The 12,711-nt window shown below is 72.6% G+C and carries 10 protein-coding genes; 5 read left to right on the forward strand and 5 right to left on the reverse strand.

Annotated features, from left to right (window positions below; translation table 11 throughout):
• Window positions 1-49 precede the first annotated feature (49 nt).
• From OG767_RS13750 to OG767_RS13765, 4 genes are all read left to right on the forward strand, one after another.
• Window positions 50-1,330 (forward strand): LysR family transcriptional regulator, encoded by a 1,281-nt coding sequence (locus OG767_RS13750; RefSeq protein WP_405093740.1) that lies wholly within the window; start codon window positions 50-52, stop codon window positions 1,328-1,330.
• Window positions 1,331-1,532: 202 nt separating this feature from the next.
• Window positions 1,533-2,798, forward strand: a complete 1,266-nt coding sequence (locus OG767_RS13755) for a hypothetical protein (protein WP_405093741.1) — start codon at window positions 1,533-1,535, stop codon at window positions 2,796-2,798.
• Between the two features lie 643 nt (window positions 2,799-3,441).
• Complete coding sequence (locus OG767_RS13760; protein ID WP_405093742.1) at window positions 3,442-4,179, forward strand: DUF899 domain-containing protein; 738 nt, start codon at window positions 3,442-3,444, stop codon at window positions 4,177-4,179.
• Between the two features lie 111 nt (window positions 4,180-4,290).
• Window positions 4,291-7,137, forward strand: a complete 2,847-nt coding sequence (locus tag OG767_RS13765; protein ID WP_405093743.1) for a BTAD domain-containing putative transcriptional regulator — start codon at window positions 4,291-4,293, stop codon at window positions 7,135-7,137.
• 1 nt (window position 7,138) lies between these two features.
• On the opposite strand, the gene OG767_RS13770 is transcribed toward OG767_RS13765, so the two are convergent.
• Entirely contained in the window at window positions 7,139-8,095 is a 957-nt protein-coding gene (locus OG767_RS13770) for a hypothetical protein (protein WP_405093744.1), read from the reverse strand.
• 30 nt (window positions 8,096-8,125) lie between these two features.
• Window positions 8,126-8,515 carry a peptidase inhibitor family I36 protein gene (locus OG767_RS13775; RefSeq protein WP_405093745.1) on the reverse strand — a complete coding sequence of 130 codons (390 nt, stop codon included), beginning with the start codon at window positions 8,513-8,515 and terminating at the stop codon, window positions 8,126-8,128.
• 344 nt (window positions 8,516-8,859) lie between these two features.
• On the opposite strand from OG767_RS13775, the gene OG767_RS13780 reads away from it, so the two are divergent.
• A complete protein-coding gene (locus OG767_RS13780; protein ID WP_405093746.1) occupies window positions 8,860-9,888 on the forward strand; it encodes a hypothetical protein in 1,029 nt (342 codons plus the stop codon).
• A gap of 151 nt (window positions 9,889-10,039) precedes the next feature.
• Here OG767_RS13780 and OG767_RS13785 read toward each other — a convergent pair whose 3' ends face one another.
• The 3 genes from OG767_RS13785 to OG767_RS13795 all read right to left on the reverse strand — a co-directional run bounded on the left by OG767_RS13785 (window position 10,040) and on the right by OG767_RS13795 (window position 12,555).
• Window positions 10,040-10,501 (reverse strand): hypothetical protein, encoded by a 462-nt coding sequence (locus OG767_RS13785; RefSeq protein ID WP_405093747.1) that lies wholly within the window; start codon window positions 10,499-10,501, stop codon window positions 10,040-10,042.
• Window positions 10,476-11,111, reverse strand: coding sequence for an RNA polymerase sigma factor (locus OG767_RS13790; protein ID WP_405093748.1), 636 nt, complete (start codon window positions 11,109-11,111; stop codon window positions 10,476-10,478). The genes OG767_RS13785 and OG767_RS13790 overlap by 26 nt, the downstream gene beginning before the upstream one ends.
• 133 nt (window positions 11,112-11,244) lie before the next feature.
• Window positions 11,245-12,555 (reverse strand): S8 family peptidase, encoded by a 1,311-nt coding sequence (locus OG767_RS13795; RefSeq protein ID WP_405093749.1) that lies wholly within the window; start codon window positions 12,553-12,555, stop codon window positions 11,245-11,247.
• Window positions 12,556-12,711: the final 156 nt, after the last annotated feature.

The raw sequence follows: 12,711 nt of genomic DNA on the forward strand, positions 1-12,711 counted from the left end.
CGCTTGCTCCGCCCTCCGTCGCGTACATCGAAGGTGTTAACTCTGTTTCATGGACTGGCAGGATCTGCGCGCGCTGCGGGCGGCGGTGCGGCACGGGTCGATCACGGCGGCGGCAGCGGCGCTCGACCGGACCCGGCCCGCCCTGTCCCGACGGATCGCCCGCCTGGAGCGACAGCTCGGCACACCGCTGCTCGTGCGGACCCCGCGGAGCTGCGTGCCGACCGACGCCGGCCGTCGCCTGGTGGACGCCGCCGCCCGGGCTGCCGCCTCCTGGGCCGCCACCGTCGGACAGGCCCGGGAGGTCGTCGGCGGCACGGCGGCTCCGCCGCCCACCCCGGACTCGGTCACCTGGTCCGACCTGGCGGTGCTGCGCGCGGTCCACGAGCACGGCGGCGTCGCGGCTGCCGGGCGAGAGCTGCGACTGGCCCGGCCCGCGGTCTCCCGGCGGATCGCCCGGCTGCACCGGGTGGTCGGCGTCGCGTTGCTGGTGTCCGGCGCCCGACGTGCGACGGTCACCCCCGCCGGACACATCCTGCTCAAGGGCGCCGACCAGATCGATGCCGCCCTGGCCCAGGCGGTTTCGCTGCGGCGACCCACCAGGTCGGCATCGCCGCCGACGGCCCGCCTGCCCGAAAGGCTGAGGCTGGCCTTCGGGCTGATCTCCCCGCAGCAGGTGGTCGCCCGGCTGCGCGCGTCGGTACCCACCACCGCCTGGCAGTTGGAGCAGGTGCCACTACCGACGGCGGTGCACCGGATGCGCGCCGACGACCTGGACCTCTTCTACGGCTGGTCGATGGGGCTGGCGATGCCGCGCGGCCGGGGACCGGTCCGGATGCGGTCGCTGCTGGCCGCCCCGTACGCGGTGGCCGCGGGTGCCGGGCACTGGGCGGCCAGCCGCGCCGGGCTGCGGGTGACCGATCTGGCCGGCGAGGAGTGGGTGGTGGACCCGGATCCGGTCATCCGCGCGTACGAGTTGGGATTGTGCCGCCGCTACGGCTTCGTGCCGGAGACCGTGCACGTCGCGGGGGACACGGCGGCCATTCGGGCGCTGGTGGGCGCCGGGCAGGCGATCAGCTGGGTGGTCGGCGGGCTGATGCCCGGCGACGACTACGTGGTGGTGCGTCCGTCGGACGCGCCCCTCGGACGGCTGGTCCTCATGTGGAACGCCCGGGTGCTGACCGACGCCGACGCCGGCTGGCTGGGAGAGCTCATGCTCGACCTGAACCTGCGGCTGTGGCGCGAGCGTGAGCCGGCCCTGATCGAGTGGCTGCGCCGGCACGCCACGTCGGACCTCCGCCGCCGCCTCGACCGACCCGCCGGCGGAGCGTGAACGTCGGCACCGTAAGGCGATCGTTGCACCACCGCGGGGGCGTGCCGAGAACGGCTCTGGCAGCCCCCTACCGGCGCGCGCGAGGCTGACGGCGGCTGATCGTCGCCCGGCGCCCCCACCCCGTCCCGGGGCCGGCCCGGACGACCGACCGCGTCCGTCTCGCACCGCAACGGATACGGACGCACGATCCGAGAGGACCTCCATGTTCCTGCGCAACCGCGTGTGCGTCGGCCTGCTCGCCGCCGCCGGCGCGCTGGCGGCGGGGCTGGCGAGCATCGCCACGCCGGCGATGGCGGCGCCCGCGCCCGCAGCGGTCGGATACACCGCCGTCGAGGGCGTACGCACCCTGACCTTCCTCAACGCCCCGGAACGCCTGCTCTACGGCGAGGACACCGACCGGGACCTCATCTATCGGGGCTCGCTCGACCCCGGCGCCCACCGGGTCTTCTTCGAGCACGGCAACTACAGCGGGACCCCGTTCGTCTACGGCATCCTGTTGCAGAACACCTCCGGCTGCGACCTGACCTTCAAGGTCGACCGCAAGGGCTACGGCACCTACCCGGGCGCCGGCGTGGGCGCCGCCGCACCGCTGGCCACCATGCTCAACGGCAACGGCGCGGAGACGGCGAAGTCGCTGCCGCGCAACACGAGCGCGTGGCTGTTCACCGCGACCGCCCCGGCGAACGCCTTCTTCACCGGCGCGATCGACCTGAACACCACCCGGGTGGTGAGCTCCTGCGTCGGCGGCGCGGTCTTCGTCAAGGTCGGTGTCTTCAGTGCCCTGCCCACCGCGTCGGCTGCCGCCGCGCTGCCCTATCGCGGCGCCGACAACGGCGACGGGCTGCACAACGACCGCAAGGTCTACGACGGGCGGGTGACCGTGCCGTACAACGTCAACCGGCACGCCCACGAGGTGGTCGCGCAGAACATCAACTACACCATCGACGCCACGACCGCGCTGAACCAGAACTTCCCGGTCAGCTACGGCGGGGTCACCCGCGACCGGTGGACCACCAACGCCACCCCGTCCCGCAAGCCGGCCGCCATCGGCAACGACATGCTCTCGGTCTGGATGCCGCTGTCGTCGAGCAGCTTCGCCCTCACCGAGATCAACCCGTTCGAGCTCGACCCGCGCAACAGCGACGGCACCACCGGCAACCTGGCCAACTGGGGTGTGGTGGAAACCAACACCGGGCGGATCACCAACAACACCGGGGTGCCGCACACCGTGCGCTACGTGCTGCGCCAGGGTGACACGGGAGGCAACGTGCGCTTCGCGCACCGGTGCAGTGTCAACGGCGCGGCCGCGGCCTGGACCAGCGTGGACATGCCGGCGGGCACGCCGGCGAAGACCAGGGAGTGCGTGATCCCGGTGCCGGCCTTCGGCTCGGCGACGTTCTCGGTGTCCCAGGTGCTCGGCGGGCCGAGCATCGGGGTGCTGGAGAACTACCTGGTGATGACCGCCTGACCGACAGGTCTCCGGGGTGGGTGCCGGCCGTACGGCCGGCACCCACCCCGGTCGCCTCGGTTTGCCGGCCCGGTCGTACCGCCGGTGCAGATCGCCCACGTGCACGCCCACGGCCGGCGGGACCAGGTTCCGCTGGCGCGCGTACGAGCAGCCACACGTCCACAGCGGGCGCGAAAGCACAGATCGCCGGCACCGGCCACTTCGTCATTGACGAATTGCCGGCGGCTCTCGTCCAGTAGCCGGCGGCATTCCTGGCTGATCTGCGAGAACGGGAGCCCGCGCCCGCGCGGCCCCCGTTCGGTGACGGTCGGATTGAGCAATGCAGAAGAAGATGAGGGTACCGGCCCGTACTATCTTTCCCCGGTGAGCATTGATCAGCTTGAAACGACGCCTTGTCGCGGGCCGCGTTCCGTGGTGAGCCCGAGTGGTCGGCGTACCGGGCCAGAAGGGCGAGCCTGAACGCCCGCGGCCCGTCGCTGGTGATCGTGCCTGCGTCGTACCGGATCGCGCTCCCGGCCGTGGTGTCCAGATTCGCGACGACGCCGATGGCCCAGGAGCGACTCGACGCGCCGAGCGGCGACGCGATCCGGGCACCGAGCCCGTTCGGCCGGGTCGCCGACCCTGCATGGGAGGAGAAGACCAGATGAGTGGTCCGCAGATCGTGTCCCGGGAGGACTGGCTGCGCGCGCGAATCGAGTTGCTCGCCAAGGAGAAGGCGCTCACCGACGCACGGGACGAGGTCTCGGCAGCTCGGCGGGCCCTGCCGATGACACCGGTCGAGAAAGACTACCGGTTTCGGTCCGCGTCGGGTGAGAAGAGCCTGCTCGACCTGTTCGAGGGGCGCCGGCAGCTCATCACGTACCACTTCATGTTCGATCCGAGCTGGGACGAGGGCTGCGTGAGCTGTTCGTTCCTCGTCGACAACGTGGCGCACCTCGGGCATCTGAATTCCCGCGACACGTCGTTCGCGGCCGTTTCCCGGGCGCCGGCGGAGAAGATCGAGAAGTTCAAGGCACGAATGGGTTGGACGATCCCGTGGGTGTCCTCCTTCGGAACCGACTTCAACTACGACTTCAAGGTCACCGTGGACGAGTCCGTCGCCCCGGTCGAGTACAACTACAAAGACAAGGCGACGCTGGAGCGCGAGGGCCTGACCCACCACATGAGCGGTGAGCAGCACGGGCTGAGCGTCTTCTTCCGGGACGGCTCGAACGTGTTCCACACCTATTCCACGTACGGGCGAGGGCCGGACATCGTGCTCGGCACGTACAACTACCTCGACTTCACGCCGCTGGGCCGGCAGGAGGTCGGAACCGGAATCATGCTGTTCAAGCACCATGACAGGTACGAGTCAGCGGCGGACGGGCCCAGCTGCCACTGACCGGGTCGCTTCCGAACGGTTCGGGCGGGCTGATCCCGCCCGAACCTTCGACGGTGTCGGCCGCCTCCCGAGGAGAGTGTGTCCCGTGCAGGCATGTGCGAACGTCGATGCATGCTGACGTTGCGGCTTCTCGGTCCGATGCAGGTGCATGCCGCTGGTGTTCGAGTGGACGCGGGTCCGCTTCGGCAACGGACGGTTCTCGCGGCGCTCGCGATCGATGCGGGCAGGCCGTTGCAACCGGAGGTGCTGATCGATCGGGTCTGGGGGCAGGCTCTACCGCTCCGGGCACGCCACACCCTGCACGTCTACGTGGCGCGGATCCGCAAGGTGCTCGCCGCGGCCAGCGACCTCAGCAGCTGTCCCGCCGCCCTGACCCATCGATCGGGTGGCTACGTACTGGAGGTGGACCCGGACGCTGTCGACGCGCACCGCTTCCAATCCCTGCTCGACCGTGCCCTGCCCGACCGCGATCCGGTGCGGGAGCGTGCGGAGCTGCTGAAGGCCGCACTCGACCTGTGGCGTGATCGTCCGTTGGCCGATCTCTCCGGCGAGTGGGTCGAGCAGGTGCGGGAGCAATGGCAGCAGAAGCGCATCATCGCGCTCACCTCCTGGGCGGCCGCGGCGGTGGAACTCAACACCCCGGAACTGGTGCTTCCCGAACTCCTCCAGGCCAGTGCCGAACATCCGCTGGTGGAGACCCTGGTGGCGGCGTTGATGCGGGCGTACGCCGCAGCCGGCCGGGGCGCGGAGGCACTGTGCCACTACGCGGCGACCCGTCAATTGCTGGCGGAGCAACTGGGCACCGAGCCGGGACGGGAGCTTCAAGCCCTGCACGGGAAGCTGCTGCGCGGCGACCTCGTGCCGGTGTCGTCCGGGTCGACGCTGAGCCGCCCGCGGCAAGCCGAGCCGGAGGGGCTCGGCGGCGGTGCGGCCGACCGGCCTTTCGACGGACTCACCCGGCCGGCACAGTTGCCGCGCGCGGTGCCTCGCCTCGTCGGCCGGGACGCCGAGCTGGCGACGCTCGACAGGGTAGCGGTCGGCCCGGCGGTGGTGGTCGTCTCGGGCATGGCAGGTGTGGGCAAGACGGCCCTGGTGGTGCACTGGGCCCACCGAGCCGCGCGTGAGTTCCCGGACGGGCAGCTCTACTGCGACTTCGGCGGCTTCGGTCCGGCCGAGGTGCCGGTCCCGCCCGAGGTGGCGCTGGGCGACTTCCTCCAGGCGCTCGGGGTGCCGTCCCCGCAGATGCCGATCGGGGTGGCGGCGCTGGCGGCCCTGTACCGCAGCCTGCTCGTCACCCGGCGCATGGTGATCGTGTTGGACAACGCCCGTACCGCCGACCAGGTCCGCCCCCTGCTGCCCGCCGCCTCCCGGAGCGTGGTGCTGGTGACGAGCCGCGACTGTCTCACCGGCCTGGTGGCGGCCGCGGCTGCTCAGCCGCTCGCTCTCGGCCCGCTTCCACCGCCGGCCGCGCGCGCTCTGCTGCGCTCGCGGCTCGGGAGCGGTCGCGGCACGACGACGGATGCGCTCGGCGACATCGTCGCCGCATGCGGCGGCCTTCCGCTCGCTCTGACGATCGCGGGCGCGCGCCTGGCCACCCGCCCCCTGCTGTCGGTGCCGCAGTTGGCCGCGGAACTGCTCGCCGCCGGGACACTCGACGCCCTCGACGGCGGCGACGCCCACACCGATGTCCGCACCGTACTCTCCTGGTCCTACCGGACGCTGACGGATCGACCCGCACGTCTGTTCCGGTTGCTCGCGGTCCAGCCCTGGCAGGAGATCACGGTGCCGGCCGCCGCCAGCGTCGCCGGGATGTCCCCGGCGGAGGCGGAGCGGGCGCTGGCCACACTCGCCCGCCTGCACCTGATCGACGAGTCAGCGTCTGGACGATTCCGGCAGCACGACGTTCTCCACCGGTACGCCACCGAACTGCTGCACGCGAGCGAGACCGCCGCCGAGCGGAGCGCCGCGCGTGACCGGCTGCTGGCGCACTACGCCGGCACTGCCGTCGCCGCCGCACGCCTGCTCGAACCGCACCGCGAGATGCCGCCGGTGCCGCCCGCCGGGCCGGACGTGTACCCGGTCGTCCTGGACGACGTCGGTACGGCCCGGCAATGGCTGGACACCAACCGGGCCGCGCTGGTGAACGCTGCGCGAGAGGCCCACGCGACCGGTGCCCACCCGGCGGCCGGGCTGATCGCCGCCGCTCTGGCCACCTACCTGCAGCGGCACGGGCACTGGCACGACCAGGCCACCGTCGCGCGCATCGCGCTGCGCGCGGCGGCATGCCTCGGTGACGGTGCGGCGCGTGCGCTCGCGCACCGGGGTACGGCACGCGCGTTGATCCGCCTGCACCGCTACGCCGAAGCCGAGGTGCATCTGCGCCGTTCCCTGCGCCTGGACCAGCGCCTCGGTGACCCCCTGGGGCAGGCCCGGGCACTGAACGGTCTGGCCCTCGTGGCGCAGCACCGCCGCCGCTACGCCGAAGCGCTTCGCCGCAACGGCGAGGGTCTGGCCCTGTTCCTCGCCGCCGGCCACCTCAGCGGCGCCGCGTCCACGCTCAACGACATCGGCTGGCAACAGACCCTGCTCGGACGGCACCGGCACGCCCTCTCCTCCTGCGAGCAGGCACGGGTCTGGCTCGGCCGGCTCGGCGACACCCACGGTCAGGCATGCGCCTGGGACAGCCTGGGCCACATACACGCCCGGCTCGGCAGCCACGGCCTGGCGGCCCGGTGCTTCCGCCAGGCCGTGCAGCTGTTCCAGCCACTCGGCGATCGCTACCTGCAGGCGCAGGCTCTGATCAACAGCGGCGTCAACGAGATGGCGCGGGCGAGACGTCACGATGCTGTCCGGTCGTGGCAGGAGGCGCTGGTGATCCTGGAGGGACTGGGCAGCCCGGAGGCGCGAAGCGTCCGGCGCCTGCTGGCGGACGGCGGCGCGCGTCCCACCTGCCGTTGACTCAGGCCGGTGGCCGCTTGCCGCCGTCGGCCGGCGACAGTGCGGCGTCGACAGGCGGATCACCGAGCACAGCCCTCGCCCGCCGTACCCCCTCGTCCAGGGCGCTCGCCAAGCCGGCCAGTTCGGCGCGCTGGTCCGCCGGCAACGCCCGCGCGGCGGCCCGCCGCAGGTCGAGCTCGGTCCGCGCGAGCCCCGCAGCCCGATTGCAGTCGGCGTCCTGGATCGCGATGGCGATCTCTCGTTTCCGGTCCACCTTCTGTGACACCAGATGTTTCCGTAGCTCCTTCGGGTTCTCGTACCGAAGGCCATGCTGGGCCATGCACCGGCTCCACTCCCGCAGGGGCGCCTGTAGCCGCGGATCGGCGGCCACTGTCCGGGCGAGCGTCATGTTGATCCCCGACGGCAGAAAGGTCACCCGGGCCCAGGTGGTGACATCCCCGAACACGGCAGCGTGCGCCCGCGCGGTGCAGCCCTCCACGGGATACCCCACCTCTCCGGCCCCCGGGACCCGCAACTGTGCCACCTTGTGCGACCGGCCGAACAACGCCTCGTCCAGGCGGGCGCCGCCGGAGGCGCGGGGCCGCTCTCCGGCGGAGCCGCGGCCCGCATCGGCCAATCCGTACCCGTCACGCCGTCGACCTTCCACGTTCAGCGCACGATCCTCGTCCGAGCCCGGTGGCGGCCGGTACACGAAACCGGACCAGGTGAGCCCGGCAGCGCGTACGCAGCGCTGCGTCGCCCGCTCGTCGGCCAGTTCGACGACGTAGTTCCGGTCGGGGTAGGCGCCAGAGTTGGTGGCCAGGTCGATCGCGGCGGTCCCCAACTCGGGTCCCGCCTTCGGAGGTTCGGTCACGGCCGCGGCGGTGGGGATGGTCTCTGGCTGCCCCCCGCAGCCGGAGAGCACCCCCACCAGCAGGGCCGACAATGCCAGGAGCCGCATTCGGCGTGCCTCGCGCATCACCAGCCAGCCTTCCTCTTCAGTCTGCGGTCAGCGCGGCGAGCACCAGTGGACCGAGGAGACGATGTCCTCCCAGGAGCCGACCGGGCTCGGGCCGGGATCGGTGTTCATGTAGGCCCGGTAGGCCCCGAGCGCCATGGGGAGGTTGGTGCCCGCGTAACCGGGATCCGTCCAGAGGTAGACCCAGCAGGTCCTGCCGTTGTTGAACGCCGAGGACGCCTTGTCGTTCGCGGTGCCGATGCTGCTGTTGTCGTACTTCCCCTGCCAGCGCAGACCGGTGAAGTTCCGGTCCCACCACAGGCAGACATGCTCGTCCGGGCAGTCTCCGCGGCCGTCCGCCTGGGCCGGCGCGGCGAACGCGGTTGCCGCCGCCGCGACGACGCCGAGCATGACCGCCGCACGTTGAACGCTCTTCCTCATGGCTCTCCTCCGATTCGTTGCGGTTCGTCTCTCCGGCGGTTGCGGGCTGCGGTCCCGCGCCGCCGGCGGACACCAGCGTCGACGACCGGAGTCAACCGATTCCTTCAGAGCGCTCAAATGCCCGGGTCACCGGCGCTCGCGGCGGTCCCGAGCCGCTGCCTCGCCGGGCGGGCCGGCAGACGTTCGACATTCGTCTGATCCGTCGCTCTTCGCTCCATCTGACGGTGACCGGTCCCGCCGGACGTATCAAACGCGCCGCACCGCGCTCCTGAACAACGTCACCGCGTCGGCCGGGTAGGCGACAACACCCGATCGGCGGTCCCTCGACGATGGGAGAGCCTGTCATGGGCAACGTAGGAAGACGTGTCCGCCGCTCGGCGCTGGCCGTGCTCACCGGCACCGCGCTGGCCGCCCTGCTGGCGGTCACCACGGCCGCCGCCGCGCCGGTCGAGGCGCGGCAGGACAAGGCGGCAGCGGCCCGCACCGACGTCTACATCCGGGACGTCGCCGCCGACGTCGGCGTCCAGCCCCACTCGTACAACCCGCTGTGGGCCAGCCCCGACATCAAGGTCTGCCCGACCGCCGTCGAGTGTGCCGTCAGCCAGAACCCGATCGTCGGCGTCACCAACTACATCTTCATCAAGCTGCGTAACCCCGGCCCGTACGGCTCCGGCACCAGCAGCGGCGTGCTGCGGGTCTACCGGACGACGCCGGGTGGCGGCGCCGTCTGGCCGACGCACTGGACCCAGATCGGCGCGATGAGCGTGACCGCCTTCGCCGGCACCACGACCGTGACGATCCCGTGGAACGGAGTGCCCGGGCCGGGCCACTTCTGTCTGCTGGCCAGGTGGGTGTCCGCCACCGATCCGATGACCTTCGAGGGGCCGGACATCAGCACCAACACCCGTTACAACAACAACATCGCCTGGCGCAACGTCAACTCGGTGCGGCTCGTCGCGGGCGGGGCGCCGGTCGTGCGGCCGTTCGCCATCGGCAACTCGCTCCAGGTGGCGACCAAGAACGACCTGGTCTTCACGCAGCCGGGGGAGCCGATCCAGAACGTGGGCGGCCGGGTCGTCGTCGACCTCGGGCCGACGCTGTTCGAGCGGTGGCAGGCCGGCGGCAAGGTCGGCACCGGCGTACGCGAGGTCGGCAGGAACCAACTGGAGGTCGTCGAACCGGCGAAGGCCAGCCTCGGCAACCTGCTGCTGGAACCGGGTGAGCGGGTCGAGTTCTCCCTCACCTTCGCGGCCGCGGTCGCCTCGGACAAGGAGTTCACGCTCGACGTGACCCAGTTCGGCCCGGACACGAGCGGGGCGGAACGGACCGACCTCGGTGGTGTGGAGTACCTGATCGGCGTCGGGCGACAGTAGCCCGGCCACCAGCGGGGGTCGTGGGCCTGGGCAGCCCGCGGCCCCCGTCACCGCGCGCTCGCCGGGACGGTCCGGCGTCCCGGCGAGCGCCGCCGCCCCGGGGGCCGGTCGCGGAGCCGTCGCGGGTGTTGGCGGCGGTGCTGGCGGTGGGTCAGCGCAGCGAGACCCAGGCGGTGGCCACCACGTAGCCGTCGGTGTGGGCGCGCAGCCGGACCGGGCCGGGCGGGGGAGCGCCCAACGAGAAGAAGCCGACCGCGTCGACCGGCGCCTCGGCGTACGTGCCCGAGGCGGTCTGCGCGGACACCCGCCCACCCCGGGGCGGGGAGAGTTGACCGACGATGCCGGCGTCGGACACCTCGATCTCCAGCGCCACCACGGCACTGCGGAACGACAGCGTGCGCGTCGACCCGGCCGACCGGGTCAGCGCCGGGGTCGTGTCGCACGCCGAGTCGAACATCAGCTCGGCGAGCGCCACCTCCTGGTCGACGTTTCGCCAGGCGAACGCCGCCCGCGCGGCGGTCAGGAACTCCTCCGGGACCGATCCGGACTCCCGCAGCGCCGCACCCAGCTCGGCGGTCAGGGCCGCGTCATCGGCCGGCGGCAACGGCTCCATCGCGTTCACCTCCATTCGTCCGGGTCGCGGTCGTGCCGAGGAACGGGGCGAGCGCCGGGCAGTCCCGTAACCGCCGCAGGCATCGGGCCTGGGTCGGCCCGATGCTGCCGACCGGCACGCTCAGCCGTTCGGAGACCTCCCGGTAGCTGGCCGGCGGGTCGGCGGTCAACAGGGCCAGCAGCCGCTGGCAGCGCGGCGGCAGCTGCGCGAAGCCCTCCCGCAGTGCCTGCCGCCGCTCCGCGCGGAGCAGCTCCTCGTCGGGGGCCGCCACGTCCGTCGTGCGGGAGAAGCCATGGTACGCGTCCAGCGCCTCGTCGTAGGGGTCGAAGAGCTGGGTGCGGCGGCCGAGGCGGGACAGCCGGTAGCACTCGCGCCGGGCCGTGGTCGCCAACCAGGAGGCGAGGGCCTGCGGATCGCGTACCCGGCTCAGCTGCTCGACGAGACGCAGCCAGACGGTCTGGTTGACGTCGGCGGCGTCGGCGCGGCTCAGGTCGTACGACCGGATCACCGAGTAGACGAGCGGGGTGTACCGGTGGACCAGCTCCACCCACGCCGACTCGTCGCCGCCCGCCGCGGCGGTCACCAGGCCGGTCGTGCTCGGGTCGGTCACGGCGACGCCGTCCGTCGGCTGGTGCGGCACTGCTCCGCCACTCGCGACCGCTCGTTCCCGCCGCCGCCTCGCTGCGCCCACCGCCGGCCGGGACCACCGCACGGTGCTGCTGGTTCGTTCGCGGCCCGCTCGCTCATCCGACGAGCACGCCGTAGTCGGGGTGCCAGCGCGGCGCGGCGAGCAGCGTCAGCCGGGCCGCGTCGGCGCTCAGGCCGCCGGCGGTCATCAGCGCGGCGAGCCGACCGGAGACGTGTGCCGTGGCGAACGAGGTGCCCGCCCAGGCGGCGAAGCCGTGGAACACCCGGGTCGGTCGGCCCGGCAGCGGCAACTGCCCCTCGACGTACGTGCTGTGGCGCTCGCCGACCGCGCAGACGTCGACCCATGGCCCGTACCCGCTGTAGGTGGCCGGCACCACGCCACCGGGGCCCTGGCTGACCGCCGCCACCGCGACGACCCGGCCCAGCGCGGCGGGCCAGGTCGGCCGGCTGGTGCCGGCGTTGCCCGCCGCCGCGACCACGGCGCTCGTCGCGGGTAACGCGGCCACCGCGTTGGCCAGGGGCAGCGACGGCTGGTCGTCCTGGGTGAACCCGCCCAGGGACAGGTTGACCACGGACACCGCCGGCGCGAGTCGGGCCGTCGCGGCCACCACCGACGCCTCGTCACCGACGCCGGTGGCGCTCAGCGCCTGCTCCGGATCGACCCGGACCCCCGGCGCGGCCTGCCGCACCACCCCGGCGACGAAGGTGCCGTGCCCGCCCTGCGGGGCGAGCACGTCGGTGTGCACGTAGAGCGGGTCCTCGTCGTCGACCTCCGGCAGGTACGCCCCGCCGAGCCACTGCGGGTGGTAGCCGCCGGCCTGCCGCCAGATGCCGGTGTCGCAGATCCCGACGGTCACTCCGGCGCCCTCACCCAGCCGGGCCGGGTCCGGCGGCGACAGCGCGGCGACCGTCGTGGGCGGGCCGCCCGGGTTGCCCATGATGTTGCCGAGGCCCAGCAGCACGTGGTGCGGCTGCACCTTCGGCGCCGGCTGTCCCGGCCACTGCTGGGGGTCGCGCAGTTTGGTCACGAGCGCGGGAACGTCGGTCTCCCGGTCGAAGAGCAGCCGGGTGACCCCGGCGAAACCGTCGCCCACGACCACCACGTGGCCGAGGGCACGCAGCCGGGCGGTGACCCGCTGGGCGTCGGCGTCGGCGGCGAGCAGCTGCCGTGGCCGGTAGAGGAACTCCCGGCCCGACGTGGTGTGCCGGCGGACGTTCTTGTCGGCGGCCAGCGCCTCGTCGAACGCGCGCTGGTAGGCGGCGTCGTCCGCGCCGTCGGCGCGGGCCGGGGCGGCACGGGACCCGGCGGCGAACGACGCCGCGGCGGCCAGCGCGGACGCGGCCAGTAGCCGCCGTCGGGACAGTTGGCCGGCCGGGCGCGGCGCGGCGGGGTGGTCAGGCGACACGGGTCCTCCATGCGGTCGGCAGAAGCGTCCGCCAATGGCCGGCGTGAGCCACGTTTCCCGGGTGCCGTCGATTCTTCCAAAGCATAGGCGGATGTCAATGATGTTAAGGCTGGTGCGGATTCCCGACAGAACCGCGCAGACATTGACGGTTGGGCA

It is taken from the genome of Micromonospora sp. NBC_01392 (assembly GCF_045040125.1).
In the GTDB taxonomy this organism is placed as follows: domain Bacteria; phylum Actinomycetota; class Actinomycetes; order Mycobacteriales; family Micromonosporaceae; genus Micromonospora.

Coding starts and splice junctions, on each gene's coding strand:
- OG767_RS13755 (WP_405093741.1), top strand. CDS start 1,533: ATGTTCCTGCGCAACCGCGTGTGCGTCGGCCTGCTCGCCGCCGCCGGC.
- OG767_RS13785 (WP_405093747.1), bottom strand. CDS start 10,501: ATGGAGCCGTTGCCGCCGGCCGATGACGCGGCCCTGACCGCCGAGCTG.
- OG767_RS13750 (WP_405093740.1), top strand. CDS start 50: ATGGACTGGCAGGATCTGCGCGCGCTGCGGGCGGCGGTGCGGCACGGG.
- OG767_RS13780 (WP_405093746.1), top strand. CDS start 8,860: ATGGGCAACGTAGGAAGACGTGTCCGCCGCTCGGCGCTGGCCGTGCTC.
- OG767_RS13760 (WP_405093742.1), top strand. CDS start 3,442: ATGAGTGGTCCGCAGATCGTGTCCCGGGAGGACTGGCTGCGCGCGCGA.
- OG767_RS13770 (WP_405093744.1), bottom strand. CDS start 8,095: ATGCGCGAGGCACGCCGAATGCGGCTCCTGGCATTGTCGGCCCTGCTG.
- OG767_RS13765 (WP_405093743.1), top strand. CDS start 4,291: ATGCTGACGTTGCGGCTTCTCGGTCCGATGCAGGTGCATGCCGCTGGT.
- OG767_RS13775 (WP_405093745.1), bottom strand. CDS start 8,515: ATGAGGAAGAGCGTTCAACGTGCGGCGGTCATGCTCGGCGTCGTCGCG.